Origin of the sequence: Actinomadura alba, assembly GCF_014323705.1 — a bacterium.
In the GTDB taxonomy this organism is placed as follows: Bacteria; Actinomycetota; Actinomycetes; order Streptosporangiales; family Streptosporangiaceae; genus Actinomadura_C; species Actinomadura_C alba.
This window is the reverse complement of record NZ_JABVEC010000044.1, coordinates 42,196-58,123: the sequence shown is the minus strand read 5'-3', so window position 1 is coordinate 58,123 and position 15,928 is coordinate 42,196. Positions and strand designations below refer to the sequence as shown.

The window sequence follows — 15,928 nt, the reverse complement described above, 5'->3', positions numbered from 1 at the left end:
CTGTGCGGTGTATCGGGTGCAGGCGCGCGGCGCCGCCATCTCCGGCGGCGCCGCCGCGCGCTGGTCGTTCACTTTCCGTCGACCTGTTCGCCGGTGGAGACGACCTGCTCGTAGCGCTTGCTCCACGTGCTGCTCTGTTCCACCATGGTCTTCACGTCGACCGGAATGATCTCCACGCCCTTGAGCGGGTCGTCGCCCTCGACGATGGCCGGGGTGAGCCCCTCGCCCACGAGGACCTTCTGGCCCTCATCGAGCATCCAGTCGGCGAACAGCATCGCCGCGGCCGGATGCTTGGCGCTCTTCATGAGCCCGAACCCGTTGGGCCGGGCGACGACGGGCTCCACGTACGGCTGGTACGCCACCGGAGCGCCCTTCGCCCTCGCGCGCTCCACGATGTAGGAGTAGTTGGAGGCCACGACCGAGAACTGGCCGGCCGAGAGCAGCTCACCCTGCACGGTGTGCCCCTTGGCGATCATCGCGCCATCGGCCATCCCGGCGAAGATCTTGTCGACCTCCGCCTCGGTCTTGCCCTGCTTCCTCCAGTAGCCGTGCAGCGTGAGGTACCAGTCGTAGTCGCTGATCTCCAAGGACAGCTTGCCGTCCCACTTGGGGTCGGCGAGGTCCTCCCACGACTTCGGCTCCTGGCCCTTCGGGACGAGCTTGGTGTTCCAGCTCGGCGCGAAGAGGTTGAACCGGGTGGCCGTCCAGCCCGCGAACCGGCCGGCCTCCGGCACGATCTGACGCCGCTCGCCGTCGTACTTCGCGAGGATGCGCTCCTTGTCGAGCGCGAACAGCTCGTTCGCGTTGGTCTCGACCACGTCGTTGCCCTGGTAGCGGGCCCCGTGCTCGGTCAGGATCCGCTGCAGCACGGTCTCGGACCCGGCCCGGTAGAGGTTCACCTCAACGTCGAAGGCATCACCGAACGCCTCGGTGACCTTGCTCGCGACGTCACTGGTCATCGAGGTGTAGAGGTTGAGGGTGCCTTCCTGCTCGGCCAGCTTGACCAGCCGGTCGCGCCGCTCTTTGCCCTTGAGCCCGTTGATCTCGTTGTAGACCTTCTCCGCGGCGGTCGGCCCGCCACCGCCGGCGGCCCCCCCGCCCCCCGAGGTCGGAGAGCCGCCACAACCGCTCACGACCACCATGACCGCGACACCGGCGGCGAGCAGGCGCCTCGCCTGCGGCCCGGTACGCCGGGTGGGGGGTCTCATGGTCCTCATTTGATCTCCTGACCTGCCTTGACGATGTCGGCGTAGAGGTTGTCCCACTTCTTCGGGTCGGCGAGCAGTTCCTGCTCCGGGGGCGCGATGATCTTGAGGCCGGCCACCGGGTCCTTCTCGGTCGGGATGGCGCCGATCCGGAACGCCTTCTCAAGGATCTTCTGACCCTCGGTGAGCTCCCAGTCCGCGAAGAGCATCGCCGCGGCGGGGTGGCTCGCGGTCTTCATGAGCGCCACGCCGTTGGGCCGCATCACGATGGGCTGGACGGGTTCTCCCGAAGCGGGGCGCCAGCTGACCGGGGCGCCCTTGTCCGCCGCCTTGTCGATGGTGTGGCTGTAGGAGGACACGGTCACCGCGAACTGACCGGCCGACAGCAGTTCGCCCTGTGTGGTGTGTCCTTTGGCGATCTTGGAGTTGCCAGCGATCTTGGTGAGCAGGTCGCGGACCTCCGCCTCGGGCCGGCCCTGCTTCAGGTAGTACTGGTAGATGCCGGCGAACCAGTCCACGTCGCCGACCTCCATGGAGACCTGGCCCTTCCACTTCGGGTCGGCCAGGTCCTCGAACGATTTCGGCTCCTGCCCCGGCTTCACCTTGTCGGTGTTCCAGCCGACGACGAAGACGTTGAACCGGGACGCGGTCCAGCCGTTCGCCTGGCCCTCCTTGCGAACCGAATCGCGCAGCTGACCCTTGTATTCGTGGAACATGCCCTCGGATTGCATGATGTTGAGCTCGCCGGCGTTCGTGTCGACGAAGTCGTTGCCGAGGTAACCGGCCTGCTGCTCCTGCCTGACGCGCTGGAGCACCGACTCGGAGTTGCCGCGGTAGACGCTCACTTCGATGTCGTAGGTCTCCTCGAACCCTTCGACCAGCTTGTCCATGTCGGTGTTCGAGGTGTAGATAGCGAGTTTTCCCTCCTTCTCGGCGAGTTCGACGAGCGTCTTGCGCCGCTCCTCACCGGTGAGCCCGTTGATCCGGTCATAGACCGGCTGGGCCTTCGCGGCGGCCTGCGCGGCCGCCTTGTTGCCCGCGCCCTTGGCGGACGCGCCGCCCGAGGCGGTCGGCGAGGCGCCGCAGGCCGTGAGGAGGAGGGCGGTGGCCAGGAGTGCCACCGATCCGAGAGGTGTGTGGTGTCGCATTACTACTCTCCCGCGAGTTGCCTGGGCGGGCGTTCGCCGACCCGGCGCTGGGCTGATGTAGGGGGTTCCCCGCGAGGAACCGAGCGGTCAGGTCGGGTTCGGGTTCCGGACGGGCTCGACGACCGAACCGCTGTCACCGTGCGTGTGGCCCCTGTGGACGACGGTGCGATCTCGGACGCGCTGCGGTTCTGCTTCTCGCCGGCGAGCACGCCCGGCGGGTAGTCGCGCACAATACCTCCTGTGGCTTGAATCACGTTGAGTAGATAGCAACCTGGGACTAAAGGTCTAACCTTTGGCCCAAAGTTTTACCAGACCGTTATCTCGCGGACAAGAGATGGAGCGGATCTCCGGCTAGAAGGCGGGCGACGTCCGCGACGGTGATCCCGCGCATCACGTCCCGCGCCGTCTCGGCGACCGGAATGCCGAGATCGACCCGCTCGGCCATCGCCGCCGTATTGGCCAGGTCCTTCGCATGCCAGGTGAGGCGCATCCGGTCCAGCTCGCGCAGCGTCCGCGAGTCGGTCGGGCCGTCCATCAGCGCCCGCCGCAGGACGGGCACCGACACCCCGGCCCGGCGGGCGAGCTCCAGCGCCTCGGTGATCGCGCAGATCTGCGCCCAGTGGATGAGGTTGTTCGCCGTCTTGCCGACCTGACCGGCGCCGAGCGGCCCGAGATGGTGTACCGCGCTCGTCCACGGTTCGAGCACGGGACGGATCCGCTCCAGCACCGCGGCGTCACCGCCGACGAGGAGATTGACCTCGCCCGCCTCCGCCCCGCGCACCCCGCCGGTGAGGGCGGTGTCGAGCACGTGCACGCCCGGCGGTGCCGCCGCGGCCACCCGCTCGCACGTCTCCGGGCGCACCGATGAGCAGAGCAGCACGACCGACCCCGCCCGCGCACCGCCGAGCACACCATCCGGACCGAGACACACCTCGCAGACGTCCTCGTCGGTGGGCACGAACACCGCGACCACCTCGGACCTGGCGGCCAGATCGGCGGGGTCCGACGCGTCCCGCGCGCCGTTCGCGACCGCCGCGGCGACCGCCGCCCGGTCGACGTCCAGCACCACGACGTCCACCTCGGCCGCGAGGAGGTGGCCGACCACCGGAGACCCCATCGCCCCGAGGCCGATCACTCCCACCTTTGCTCCCATGGCTTCTCCCCTTGTCGTCGCCGTCGGCCCGGCCCGCTCGCGGGCGCCGCGGCGTATGCGTGGCGGTGCCGGTCCCGCGGAGCGATGAGAACGCCGCGCGAAGCCTGACGCACTGCCCTGTAACCGTGAAAGGTAATACCATTCCCCAAAAATGAGGAGAGGGGAACTAGTGCGCCGAGCCGCGGGATCCTTCATCGTCCGCGCCCGCGCCGCCCACCGGCGTGTCTTCCGCTCCCTCGCCGTGCCCAACTACCGGCGTTTCTTCCTCGGGCACGCGGTGAGCGTCGCGGGCACCTGGATGCAGCGGGTGGCCCAGGACTGGCTGGTTCTCGACCTGTCCGACTCGGCGGTCGCGCTGGGTCTCGCGGCCTCGCTGCAGTTCCTGCCCACCCTCGTGTTCGGGCTGTGGGGCGGCGTGCTCGTCGACCGGCTCGACCGGCGCCGTACGATCATGGCGACCCAAGCGGTCAGCGCGCTACTCGCCGCGGTGCTCGCCGCGGTGGTGCTCGGCGGCGTCGTGCGGCTCTGGATGGTCTACGCGCTCGCGCTCTGCTTGGGCCTGGTCACCGTGCTCGACGTGCCCGCCCGGCACGCCTTCGTCACCGAGATGGTGGAGCCGGAGGACTACGTCAACGCCCAGGCGCTGAACTCGAGCGTGCACAACCTGGGCCGGCTCGCCGGCCCGGCGATCGCCGGGCTGCTGATCGCGGCCGTCGATGTCGGCGCGGCGTTCGCCGTCAACGCGCTGTCCTTCGCGGCGGTCCTGCTAGGGCTGGCGCGCATGGACACCGGCCAACTACGCCGGCTGCCCGCCACCCGCCGGGCGAGAGGCCAGGTGAGACAAGGCCTGCGGTACGTCTGGCGGCACCCTGAGCTGCGTGCCTGCATGTTCCTCGTTGCGGTGGTGGCCCTCCTGGGCCAGAACTTCCGGGTCGTCCTGCCGCTGCTCGCCCGGGACACGTTCGAAGGGACGGCCGAGGTCTACGGATGGCTCACCTCCGCACTGGGCGCGGGCGCGGTGCTCGGCGCCCTGGCCAGCGCCGCGCGCGAGAACGTGACCGCGTGGTCTCTGCTGACCTGGACATGGGCCTTCGCCGCCGTCAACGCGGTCGCCGCCGTGGCCCCCGGCCTCGGCATCGCGCTGGCGGTGATGGTCGGCGTCGGCGTCGCGAACATCTGCTTCAACACCCTCGCGCGCACCCTTCTGCAACTCGGTACGGACCCCGGGATGCAGGGCCGGGTCATCGCCCTGCACAGCTTCGTCTTCCTCGGCAGCACCCCGTTCGGCGGCCCGATCACCGGCTGGGTCTGCGAGCAGTGGGGACCCAGGGCCGGGCTCCTGCTCGCCGGCGTCTCCGCCGGGCTGGCCGGGATGGTGGTGCTTCCGCACCTGCGCCGGGCGCGTCCCCGCGACAGGCCGGACGGCCGGGACGGTTCGACCGCGTGACCGTCAGTCCAGGGCGAGCCCCGACAGCCGGAGCCGGGCCACATGATGCCGCCAGATGTTCAGGTCGTTGAACGACGATCCGAGGTCCGGCAGTTCCGCAACGTCCTCCGGGGTGAGGTCGGCCGCGCGGTCACCCAGCCGCGCCCGTTCCACGCTGACGCGGGCGAGCACGTCCAGGGTCAGCGCGCGCACGACGGCCTGCTCGACGGCGTGCGGGCCGGACCCGACCGTGGTGATCCCGTGTCCCCGCATGACGCACACCGTGGACGCCCCCATCGCCTCGACGAGTTCGCGGCCGAGTTCCGGCCGGCGTACGAGGACGGCCCGCGGGTACACGGGGACCCCTTCGAGGGCCATGCGGGCGGCGGGGATGTTGTACGCGCCGAACACCGGACGCAGCGGCACCTCCTCCACGCCCGCCACCAGGACCGCGGGTGGATGACAGTGCACGACGGCGTCGACCTCGGGACGGGCTCTCAACACCTCGCCGTGGATCGGCAGTTCGTTCGGGACGGCCCAGCCCTCGAGCTCCCCCCGTCCGTCGAGGTCGACCTGACGCACGTCCTCGTCGAAGGTGAACAGCAGCCCCTGCTCCTGCGGGCCCCGGCAGCGGACGAGCATCCGGTCCGCTCCGACCCGTACGCTCACGTGGCCGAGGATGTCCTCGGCCAGGCCGGCGTTCGCGAGGATGCGGCAGGCCAGCGCGATGGTCCGGCGCAGGTCGGTGAACTCGGTGGGGACGGTCACGCTGGTCTCCGTTCGGCAGGATGCTGACGTGGATGGCGCCTGGGTCGGTCCGCGCGCCGGCGACGCGCAACGCGTGGTGCGCCGCGTCGAGCGGGAACCGGTGGGTGCACAGCAGGTCGAGCGGGTAACCCCGCGAACGGATGATCTCGATCGCCGGGTCCACACTGCGATGGCGAGCCGGAAGTCTCGGAAGTGGTCGTAGCCGGTGGTGGCGATGCTCAGGTGGAGATTGCCCATGGGCGTCCTCTTTCGGGTGTCGGGGCCTGTAGGGTAAATTGGTAAGACAGTTAGGCCTATGCCTAGCGTACTGTCGATCGGGCTGTCGGGTCAGAGCGGTCATCTGTGACCGGCGGAACCATCACACCGGCTGGCGCGGCGGCGCGCCGAGAAAGCGAGTGAACATGGGCAAGAAGGGACGCGTCTTCGTTCGTGGTCTGACGTCCGAGACCTACGGCTTGAACAAGTTCCGGCACGAGCAGCTGGCTGCCCCGAGGGTGCGCGACGACTCGGTCGTCGTCGACGACGCGAAGGTCGGCCACTCGGGCGACTCGGCCCAGTCGCGTACGTGGTGGCGCGTCGGGCCGGGCGATGATCCGTTTCTGACCCAGACGCTGCAGGTGCATTTCGTGGAGTTGCCGGCACAGACTTCGAACCACGGTCACGGGCATCAGAACGAGGCCGCGTTCTACATCCTTGAGGGCGCGGGCTACGAGATCCACGACGACCAGCGTTACGACTGGAAGCAGGGCGACCTGGTTTTCGTGCACACCGACTCGGTGCACCGGCATTTCAACCCGTACGACGAAAAGGCCGTTGCATTGGTGATGAAGGCCAAATGCACGTGGATGTTCATGGGCCTGATCCAGCAGGGCCGCAGCGGTCCGATCGATCGGCCGGAGGACTTCGGCGAGCGCGAGGACTGGTCGCGGATCTGGACGCCGGGCGTGTTGGAGCGTAAGAAGGTCGTCACCCCATCGGACGGCGTGTGGGAGACGACACCGATGGGGCGCCTGCGGGTGATGAACAGCGCGGCCATGACCGAGAACCGGCAGTTCGGCGTCGACGTGTTCGAGCTGACGATTCCGGCGGCGAGCAGGTCGGGCAAGCACTGGAAGATGGCCGATGAGATCCTCTACGTGCTCGACGGCGAGGGGTACTCGCTGCACTGGGAGGTGGAGGCCGAGATCGCGGAGAAGTACTACGCCCGCATCGCCAAGGAGCCGACCCGGCACGAGATCAAGAAGGGCGACACGCTCTACGTCCCGCAGAACACGATCGCCCAGCACTTCGCCGCCGACGGCACCCCGCTGCACCTGTTGTCGGTCCAGAACCGGGTGTTCAAGCACCTCGGCTACGACGCGGTCCACTACTTCGAGGATGCCCCTGAGTACGCGTCGTCCTCGCTGACCGGAGCGACCGCGGGCCGCTGAGCCGCAGAACCGGTGGTTGCCCGGGCCTCGGCCCGGGCAACCTTGCCGGCACGGCGCGGGCAGGTTGCGGGTCAGGTCAGAGGATCGCCACGCTCCAGCGCGGCGATCTGGTCCAGTCGTTGCTGGTGGCGGCCGCCCTTGAAGGGGGTGGCGAACCACAGATCAGTGATCTCGTCGGCCAGTTCCGGGCTGAGAACCTTGGCGCCGATCACGAGCACGTTGGCGTCGTTGTGGGCACGGGAGATCTCCGTCGTGAACAGGTCGTGGCACAGCCCGGCGCGGATACCGCGGATCTTGTTGCAGGCGATCAACTCGCCCATTCCGCTGCCACCCACCATGATTGCGCGGTCGGCGTGACCGTCGACGACCCGGCCGCAGACGTCTGCGCAGAGCGGCGGATAGTCCACCGTCTCCCCGTCGGCGCCGTATGCTCCGCGGTCGTCGGCGTCGTGCCCCTGTGCGGTGAGCCGGGCGATCAGGCGCGCCTTCAACGCAAAGCCATTGTGATCCGCCGCGATGGCGATCCGCATGGCCATCATCCTCACAAACGGTTCGACTGGTGGGTTTGCGTACGTCGGGTGCCGACCGGCATGCTCAACCGGTCAGATCTCGAGTGCTCTCCGCGAACAGGGACTCCACGGCGGGCCGCCGGTCGAGGATGCCCTGGCTCGTCGCATGCTCGATGAGCTCCTCGATGACGGCGCGGTTCGGCGCTATGCCGTACGGCAGCGGGTCCGCACCGGTGATCTCCATGACGTGCCGGTAGATGAGATCCGTCGGTGTCGGCGCCTCGATCGCGTCGCGGCGCAGCCGGTCGACGTACAGGTTCTTGGCCTCGGCGAAGGCCTCGAACACGTCCGTGGCCAATTCGGGGTGCGCCGCGAGCAGGTCGTCCCGCACGACCACCAGGTGGTTGATGGGGTAGTGACCGCGTCGGCGCAGCGCCGCGAAGCCGGCCTCCGTGGCGTCGGGTATCAGCGGCACGAGGCCGGGAGGGCTGGGATCGACACCGATCGCGGCCGCCAGTTCGCCCCCGGCGACCAGATCGGCGAGGCGCCGTCCCGGTTGCATCGGCACGACGTTGGCCGGTGGGCGGTACTCGGCGACGTGCTCGTCCCCGGAGAGCACCCAGGTCACCTTGCCCAAGTCGACACCGTACTCGTCCTGCAGGACGCCGCGCGCCCACACGCCGGTCGTCACGGTGTATCCGCGGTTGACCCCGACCTCCCGGCCCTCGAGATCCTTCGGATCCCGGATGCCGGCCTCCGGGCTGCGCACGATGGCGCCGTGATGGAACCCGCGCACCAGGAAGATCGGCAGTGCCGTGAACGGCTTGCCGTTGGCCTTGGCACAGAGGTAGGTCGTGATCGCCATCTCGCAGACGTCGAATTCGAGTCCTCGAACCATCCGGCGGAAGGCATCAACGAGAACCGGGACCTCCTCGAAGGCGAAGCCGAACCGTTTGGGGGTGACCGCGCCTTCCTTGAGGGCACGGTTGTTCCCCTGGGTCCGGGTCACCGTCCGCAGCCGCATGTCCGGCATGTTCCCTCCCGTTCGCTCGTGGCCGCCGACACGGCTCGGTCAAGAAGTTCTCGGGCGGATCCTGTCCATCGACCCGCGGTCCGCACCTTTGACAGGGTAGCAAACCATCAGACCATTAGACTTATGGGCGGAACCCTGAAAACGGGCACCGGTACGGAAGTGGGCATCGCCTGGAAAGTGGGAGGAGCGTTATGGCACAGCCTGTACTGGCTCCGGTTACTGAGGGTATTGGTTAGACCATTACTGCTATGATGCAATGACGCAGGTACGGAGCACGACCGAGATCGCGGAGGGACGGCGGTATGTCATCGGGTGGGACGCCGGGCGACAGGAATACGGCGGACTTGTTCGGCCCGGTGAGCGTCGGTCGCATCTCTGATGTCATCGTGGCGCAGATGCAACTCCTGATAAGGGAGGGCAAGCTCGTCCCCGGCGACCGGCTGCCCAGCGAGCGCAGTCTGTGCGAGCGGTTCGGCGTCAGCAGGGTGACGATCCGCGAGGCTCTTCGGGTGCTGGAGGCCAGCGGACTGGTGGGGATCCGCGTCGGGGCTCGGGGAGGCGCCTTCGTCACCCAGCCGTCCAGCGAACGCGTCGGGGAGAGTCTGGCCAACCTGATGACCCTGACCCCGATGACCGCCGGCGACGTCACCGAGGCCCGCATGGTCTTCGAACTCGGCATCCTGCCGCTGGTGGTGGAGCGTGCCACCGAAGAGGACATCGCGGACCTGCGGGCCCTCGTCGAGCAGGGCGTGAGCGCGCTGGAGAGCGGCTCTTACACCATGGCGATGTCGGCGGCATTCCATGTGCGGGTTGCCTCCTCCACCCACAACCCGGCGATCGAGATGCTGGTGCACAGCTTCCACGGCCCCATGCTCATGTCGCTCCAGCAGGCCCGAGTCTCTGCGCCGTTGATGGGTCACCTGGGCGCGCAGGAACACTTCCAGCTCGTCGAGGCGATCGAGCAGCGGAACGTCGACCGGGCCCGCGCCATCATGACCCGTCACCTGCAGCGCACCGCCGCTCGCGTGGCGGAGAATCGGGATCCCAGTCTGGCGAATCTGGAGAGCGGCCACTGAGTTGCCGAGGCCGCGACAGCCACGTCGGCGTACCCCGCCAAGCCGTCGCCGACCATGGTCGTCGATGGGTGTTCTGCGCCGTGGCCGCCGTTATTCGTCGGGTAGCCGGTCGTGTCGGGGGTCCTGGTTGAAGATGAGCGACTTGATCGTGATCGGCACGGTGTTCGACGGGAAGCGTATCCGGCCGATATCGACGTAGTCGAAGTCCCGCAGGCTCAGGCCGTCGATGACCAGCAGTTCGCTGGTGACCGCGAGCTCTTCCCGGAGCAGTCTGCCGAGCGTCATGGCGACGTCCCCGTCGAGTATGACGTAGACCGGTCTGCCCTGCGCGATCCGGTCGGCGAGGCCGTCCCGGAGGCCGCACGCGAAGGGGAAGAGCCTGTCGTAGCTCGGCAGGCCATCCCATGACATGGCCAGGGCGACGTCGGCGTCGGTCTGGCCGATGTCGAGGGCGACGAGGTGGCGCCGGATCGCGGCTGCGACCGCCGCCGCGTCGACCGTCTCCCCGAGCTCGTAATTCGGCCGCACCACTTGCAGGTTGCGGCGCGGCAGCAGCGCGTCAGGGTCGGTGATACAGCCGGTGTTCCCGCTGAGCTGCACGCTGTACTCGGACGCGCCCAGCGCGGTGGCGCGGATGCACTCGCCCTCCGGCAGGAGCGGGAACGGCAGCGCGCCAGAGTCGACCCGGCGACGCAACGCCCGGCCGAGCGGCCGGCCGAGATCGCCGAACTGCCTGCTCTCCCGGTCGTATACGTACTCCGCGACCCCGCCCGAGAACATCACCCCGTCGATCGGGCCGACCTCCGCCAGCGGCTCGGTGAGGTACAGCCGCGCGACATCTTGGGGGAGCGGATCGGCGGTGAGCGCGGCGACGAGCGCGTCCGCCATCATCTCCGCCACCTTCTCGAGCTCCTCCGGGCGAGCGACGTCGCCGAGCTCCCAGGCGTACCCGGCGCGGGCGGCGTGACCACGGCCGGCCGGCTCGAGGCGGACGATACGGTCTTGATCGTCGACGACCTGGAGTCGGCCGCCAATGTGCACCGCGGCGGTCGTCATGACCTGACCGCGGTCCAGCACCGCGAGCTTCGTCGTCCCGCCCCCGATGTCGATGTTCAGGATGCGCAGCCCGGTGTCGTGCGACGCCTTCGCCGCGCCCGAGCCGTAGGAGGCGAGCATGGCCTCCATGTTGTGGCCCGCGGTCGCGTTGACCAACTCGCCCCCGCGCTCGGCCAGGACGCTCGCGATGGCCTCGGCGTTGCGGCGGCGCAGCGCCTCACCGGTGAGGATCACGACTCCGGTGTCGACGTCGGCAGGGTGGACGGCCGCCGCATGGTAGGCCCGGTCGATGATCGAGCCCAGAGCCTCAGCGTCGATGTGCTCGGCGCTCGCATACGGAGTGAGCGCGACCGGGGAACGGTACCCGGTCTGCCGGCGGACCACGATGTACCGGGTCGTCAGGTCCTCGCTGATCCGCCGCAGATGCAGACGGGAGAACACGACCTGCGTGCCGGACGACCCGATGTCCATCCCCACGCTGTGCAGCGTGACGTTGTCCTGCTGCCAGATCGGGTTGTCCTCGATCGGGCTCAGCGCCTCATCGTCGTGCACATGGTCGTGGTCCGGGACGTACGCCGAGTAGACCGTGGGCACTTCGGTGAGGTGCTCGAGGCCATGGCCGTCGCCATGGACGTGGTCGTGCGCACCGGCGTGCCTCACGGTCGTACTCCTCACGGGCGTCGGAGCCAGGCGGTGCCGGCTGTGCTGACTACGGCTTGGGCGGCAGCGTCTTCAGCTCGATCGCGTACGCGTCGTCCATCTGCGGCTCTATGTCGTGCTTGGCCAGGGCCTCGCGGAAGGTCTCGCGCACGTACGGCGACTCGTCGGCGTAATCGATCTGGTCGCCGCCGACGCGCTGGCTGATCCATGCCTTCGGCACGCCCTGCGCGTTGCGGACCGATACCACCTCGTGTTTGAAGGCGAGGTAACGGGCGGGCTCGAGGCCGGTGTTGAAGTGTTGGTGGAACCACATGTTCGGGGGGACGATCAAGGTGCCGGGGCCCCACTCGTAGCGTCGCGGCTCCTCTCCCTCAGGCCACATCAGGCTGTAGCCCGTGCCCGTCAGCATGATGACGTGGGCGCCGGGGCCGTGGCGGTGTCCCTTCTTGTACGTCGCGATCGGGAACTGCGAGATGTGGCTGTTCATCGAGCCCTTGGCCATCGCGAAGCGGATGTGCCCGCCGCCCGCGCCGCGTTCCTTCGCTTCGATCAGCGGCAGGTTGGCCGCGTCGGCGACGAAGTTCGTGTCCAGGAGCAGGCCCTTCTGCTCACCCTTGGGCGAGAAGTAGCCGGGCTCGCCGTTGAAGCGGTTCGGGAAGTCCTTGGGGGTGCTGAACACGAAGTCGACGTCGTCGTAGAGGTTGATGACCGGAGGCATATTCGTCGAGGAGACGAAACGAGCCGCCTTCTGCCCTGAGCCGTTGAAGTGCTGGTGGTGGGCGTTGAGCGGGATGGCGAACAACGAGCCGGCCTGCCACTCGAATGTGACCTCGGCGCCGGCGTCGTTCCAGACCTTCGTGGACCCCTGCCCGTCGAGGACAAGGATCATCTCCTCGAACAGCTGCCGCTGCGGCGCCAGCTTGCCGCCCGCCGGGATCTCGCAGACGTAGCAGTCGTTCGACGTGCGTGTTGCCTCGTGATTGATGAAGACGCCTCGCCCGCCGCGCCGCTCCCAGGGCTTGAGCTCGACCGTGCGCAGATCCGGCACATAGTGGGCGGCGATGATGTCCAGCCCCTCAGCGGCCACCCAACGGGTGTAGGGGGACTCCTTCTCGGTGACGAACTTCGCCGCGAGTTGGTCGTTGACGAGCGCGTCCCTGGCCATGCAGAAGCCTTCCTGATATGCCGGACGTGACTTCCTGCCCAGATCGGGCTGGCGAAGTCACGGTATTGGTATGACCATAAGGCCAAAATTGCACAGGTGTCAATATCCAGGTGTCAATGCCTGCGCGACTCCGTCGCACCGCTAACGACCCTGGTTCGCCACCGCCTGGGCGCCCTCCGCGGCGGCTTCCGGGTCGAGGTAGCGGCCACCGCGCTCGACCGGGGTCAGATTCTCGTCGAGTTCGTAGCGCAGGGGAATACCCGTAGGGATGTTCAGCGCCATGACCTCCTCACGGCTCAGGCCGTCGAGGTGCGCGACGAGCGCCCGCAGCGAGTTGCTGTGCGCCACGACCAGGACCGTCTGCCCGGCGAGCAGGTCGGGCGCGATGACGTCGTACCAGTAGGGCAGCAGGCGGGCGATGACGTCGGCGAGGGACTCGGTCCGCGGCATGAGGTCGCGGGTCAGCCCGGCGTATCGCGGGTCACTCGCAACCTGCCACTCGTCGTCGGGCCCGATCGGCGGCGGTGGTACGTCGTACGACCGGCGCCAGAGCTGGAACCGCTCCTCGCCGTACTCCTTCAAGGTCGCCTTCTTCTCCTTGCCCTGCAGCGCGCCGTAGTGCCGCTCGTTGAGCCGCCAGTGCCGGGTGGCCGGGATCCAGACCCGGTCGGCGGCCTCGAGCGCGAGGTTGCCGGTGCGCACCGCACGCGTCAGCAGGGAGGTGTGCACCACGGTCGGCAGCAGCCCGGCCTCACGCAGCAGTTGCCCGCCGCGCCGTGCCTGCTCCTCGCCGAACGGCGTGAGATCGACATCGACCCACCCGGTGAACAGGTTCTTCGAATTCCATTCGCTCTCGCCGTGGCGAAGGAGAATCAGCGTCTTCATCTGTTGCTGGCGCGGAGACCCCGGCGTTCACGCCGGGGAGGAAGCGCCTCCTCCCAGGCTGGCAGAGCGGCCGGAAGACTGTCGGTGGCCGCATGTAGCCTCACGGTCACAGAAGCGTCCGATGTGGGATGTTCTCGGGTTGGGAGGGATGGATGGCGTTGCGGAAGTCGGCGGTCAAGCAGGCCGGATGCGCCTCGGTCGTGCAGGTACGCCTGTTGCCCACACCGGCCGACGCCGAACGGCTGGCCACAGCCGTGACGATCTGCAACACCGCCGCCACCTATGCCTCCCGCATCGCTTGGGAACGGCGGGTGTTTGGGCAACTGGCGTTGCACCGGCTGATCTACCGGCACCTGCGAGACCATTTCGTCGGCCTGGGGGCCCAGGCGGCCGTACGGGCGATCGCCCGCGTGGCCGATGCCTACACCAACCGCCGCGCAACAAAGAAACGGGCGCATATCTTCCGGGCGCACGCCGCGGTGCCCTATGACGCCCGGATGATCACCTTCAACCGGGATGCCCGCATCGCCTCCCTCTGGACCCCCACCGGCCGCGTCCGTGCGGCCTACACCGGCCGGGACCAAGACCTCAAGGCCATCGCCGAGCTGCCGATCGGCGAATGCGACCTTATCGAACGCAAAGGCACCTGGCTGCTGCAGATCGCCGTCGCGCTCCCCAGACCCGAGACCGCGGATCCGTTCAATGGGTTCCTCGGGGTCGATCAGGGGACGGCGAACCTTGCCGTTACCTGTGACGGCGAAGTGCTGCCCGGCAAAGCCCTCCCCGGAACGATCGAGAACAACGGTCACATCCGCGCTCTTCGCGACCGTCGGCACCGCCAGCGTAAGCGCCTGCAAGCCAAGGGCACTTCTTCGGCGCGGCGCCGGCTGCGTGTCCTGTCGGGGCGTGAGTCGCGGATGATGGCCGATATCAACCACCAAATATCCAAGCGTGTGGTGCGTGAGGCCGAACGCACCGGCCGAGGTGTTGCTATGGAAAAACTTTCCGGCATCCTCGGGCGGGTAAGGGCTCACCGGTCCCAGCGACGCACCCTGCATGGCTGGGCGTTCGCCCAGCAGATCGCCTTCACCCGGTACAAGGCCGAACGCGTCGGCATCGCCTTCATCCTGGTTGATGCGGCCTACACCAGCCAGACCTGCCCCAACTCCGATTGCGGGCATGTGTCGAGGCGGAACCGGCACGCACGCGGCATGTTCCGCTGCCAAGCCTGCGGCCTCGCTGGGCACGCAGACCACATCGCAGCCATCAACGTCGCCTACCGCGGCGCGGATGGCTGGGGCGCTGTCAACCGTCCGCACGCTACCGGTCTCCCTTCATCCAGACGGGCTCCGGAGAGCAAGCCACGGGCTTCAGCCCGTGGTCGTTGACGACTGCGCATCCCGAGCCGGCGGCGTGGTCAAATGACCGCAGACTCCGTCGACTCGGGGGCGAACAACTCCTCGGGTGTCCACAACCGCTTGGACAGCCCCTGCTCGTGGTGGTAACGCAGGAAGGTGGCCAGTGTCTCGTGGTTGCCCTCGATCCCGTAGGACCAGTAGTCCTTGCCCAGCAGGGCTCGTGCTTCCTCGAGTTGCGGGGTCAGCCAGGGAAGCATGAACCGCAGCGCCGAGGTGTCGTAGAGGTTCGCGTACGCCGCCTCCTTGGCCGCCAGCAGGGCCTTGTAGAGCGACTGGGCGACCCAGGGATGGCGGTCGTAGACATCGCGCCGGATCACGACCACGTGCATGATCGGGAAGATGCCTGTCGCCGCGTAGTACTCCTTCTCGCTGGCGACGACATCGGTGAACACCCGTCGCACACGGGGGTCGCCGGCGACGAACGGGCTCGGGACGCGCGGAGTGCACAGGGCGTCGATCTCGCCCTCGGCCAGCATGGCGGAGAGCGTCCTGTCCTCGGGAATGCGGCTGATCCGAACCGAGTCCGGCAGGTCGACGCTCGCCTTCTCGATGCGCCCGGCCGTCTCCTGCCCGCCCGTGAGGTAGGTGACCGAGTCGAACGGGACGCCGTGCCGGTCACCGAGGATGCCGCGCATCCACACGCAGGCGGTGAGCTGGTACTCCGGTGTGCCGACCACCTTGCCCCGCAGATCCTCCGGCGACGAGATGCCCGCGTCGGCGTGGCAGTAGAGCGATCCATGCCGGAACATGCGGGAAGTGAAGACCGGCAGGGCCACGAACGGCGAGGGGTCGGTGCGCAGCGAGACGACGTAGGAGGACAGCGACATCTCCGCCACCTCGAACTCCTGGTGCCGCATCATGCGGAAGAACGTCTCCTCGACGGGCAGCCGCAGATAGGTCAGGTCGATCCCGTCGGGGCGGATCGTCTCCTCGTTCAGGGCCCGCGTCCGGTCGTAGTCGCCGCAGGCGAAGGTGAGGTGCAGCCGGGGCATGGTC

Annotated in this window: 14 protein-coding genes; 4 read left to right on the top strand and 10 right to left on the bottom strand. The window is 68.3% G+C overall.

All coding sequences use genetic code 11. The annotated features are described in order from the left end of the window. Window positions 1–68 precede the first annotated feature (68 nt). The 3 genes from HKK74_RS34765 to HKK74_RS34755 all read right to left on the bottom strand — a co-directional run bounded on the left by HKK74_RS34765 (window position 69) and on the right by HKK74_RS34755 (window position 3,701). Complete coding sequence (locus HKK74_RS34765; protein ID WP_187247664.1) at window positions 69–1,208, bottom strand: ABC transporter substrate-binding protein; 1,140 nt, start codon at window positions 1,206–1,208, stop codon at window positions 69–71. Between the two features lie 5 nt (window positions 1,209–1,213). Next, entirely contained in the window at window positions 1,214–2,353 is a 1,140-nt protein-coding gene (locus HKK74_RS34760) for an ABC transporter substrate-binding protein (RefSeq protein WP_187247663.1), read from the bottom strand. 316 nt (window positions 2,354–2,669) lie between these two features. Beyond that, entirely contained in the window at window positions 2,670–3,701 is a 1,032-nt protein-coding gene (locus HKK74_RS34755) for an NAD(P)-dependent oxidoreductase (protein ID WP_281398164.1), read from the bottom strand. Between HKK74_RS34755 and HKK74_RS34750 the strand changes: the two genes are divergently transcribed. After that, on the top strand, window positions 3,676–4,953 hold the full coding sequence (locus tag HKK74_RS34750; RefSeq protein WP_187247661.1) for an MFS transporter: 1,278 nt from the start codon (window positions 3,676–3,678) through the stop codon (window positions 4,951–4,953). The two genes, HKK74_RS34755 and HKK74_RS34750, sit on opposite strands and share 26 nt — an antisense overlap. Before the next feature lie 3 nt (window positions 4,954–4,956). Here the strand turns inward: HKK74_RS34750 and phtC are convergent, their stop codons facing one another. Beyond that, entirely contained in the window at window positions 4,957–5,700 is a 744-nt protein-coding gene (gene phtC, locus HKK74_RS34745; protein WP_312882081.1) for a 3,4-dihydroxyphthalate decarboxylase, read from the bottom strand. A 401-nt stretch (window positions 5,701–6,101) separates the two neighbouring features. Between phtC and HKK74_RS34740 the strand changes: the two genes are divergently transcribed. Further along, window positions 6,102–7,130: a cupin domain-containing protein gene (locus tag HKK74_RS34740; RefSeq protein WP_187247659.1), complete on the top strand. Its 1,029-nt coding sequence runs from the start codon at window positions 6,102–6,104 to the stop codon at window positions 7,128–7,130. A 71-nt stretch (window positions 7,131–7,201) separates the two neighbouring features. Here HKK74_RS34740 and HKK74_RS34735 read toward each other — a convergent pair whose 3' ends face one another. Both HKK74_RS34735 and HKK74_RS34730 read right to left on the bottom strand, forming a co-directional pair. Beyond that, the gene (locus HKK74_RS34735) at window positions 7,202–7,660 is read right to left on the bottom strand and encodes an RpiB/LacA/LacB family sugar-phosphate isomerase (protein WP_187247658.1); all 459 of its coding nucleotides are present in this window, start codon (window positions 7,658–7,660) and stop codon (window positions 7,202–7,204) included. 64 nt (window positions 7,661–7,724) lie between these two features. Beyond that, entirely contained in the window at window positions 7,725–8,672 is a 948-nt protein-coding gene (locus HKK74_RS34730) for an ABC transporter substrate-binding protein (RefSeq protein ID WP_187247657.1), read from the bottom strand. Window positions 8,673–8,974: 302 nt separating this feature from the next. On the opposite strand from HKK74_RS34730, the gene HKK74_RS41170 reads away from it, so the two are divergent. Further along, window positions 8,975–9,748: a FadR/GntR family transcriptional regulator gene (locus HKK74_RS41170; RefSeq protein ID WP_187247656.1), complete on the top strand. Its 774-nt coding sequence runs from the start codon at window positions 8,975–8,977 to the stop codon at window positions 9,746–9,748. A 90-nt stretch (window positions 9,749–9,838) separates the two neighbouring features. Here HKK74_RS41170 and HKK74_RS34720 read toward each other — a convergent pair whose 3' ends face one another. The 3 genes from HKK74_RS34720 to HKK74_RS34710 all read right to left on the bottom strand — a co-directional run bounded on the left by HKK74_RS34720 (window position 9,839) and on the right by HKK74_RS34710 (window position 13,514). Further along, window positions 9,839–11,464, bottom strand: a complete 1,626-nt coding sequence (locus HKK74_RS34720; RefSeq protein ID WP_187247655.1) for an ethanolamine ammonia-lyase reactivating factor EutA — start codon at window positions 11,462–11,464, stop codon at window positions 9,839–9,841. A gap of 49 nt (window positions 11,465–11,513) precedes the next feature. Beyond that, window positions 11,514–12,629, bottom strand: coding sequence for a cupin domain-containing protein (locus HKK74_RS34715; protein ID WP_187247654.1), 1,116 nt, complete (start codon window positions 12,627–12,629; stop codon window positions 11,514–11,516). A gap of 141 nt (window positions 12,630–12,770) precedes the next feature. After that, window positions 12,771–13,514: a phosphoglyceromutase gene (locus HKK74_RS34710; RefSeq protein ID WP_187247653.1), complete on the bottom strand. Its 744-nt coding sequence runs from the start codon at window positions 13,512–13,514 to the stop codon at window positions 12,771–12,773. A 152-nt stretch (window positions 13,515–13,666) separates the two neighbouring features. Between HKK74_RS34710 and HKK74_RS34705 the strand changes: the two genes are divergently transcribed. Then, window positions 13,667–14,902, top strand: coding sequence for an RNA-guided endonuclease InsQ/TnpB family protein (locus HKK74_RS34705; RefSeq protein WP_187247652.1), 1,236 nt, complete (start codon window positions 13,667–13,669; stop codon window positions 14,900–14,902). Window positions 14,903–14,931: 29 nt separating this feature from the next. Here HKK74_RS34705 and HKK74_RS34700 read toward each other — a convergent pair whose 3' ends face one another. Then, window positions 14,932–15,924, bottom strand: a complete 993-nt coding sequence (locus tag HKK74_RS34700; protein WP_187247651.1) for a substrate-binding domain-containing protein — start codon at window positions 15,922–15,924, stop codon at window positions 14,932–14,934. Window positions 15,925–15,928: the final 4 nt, after the last annotated feature.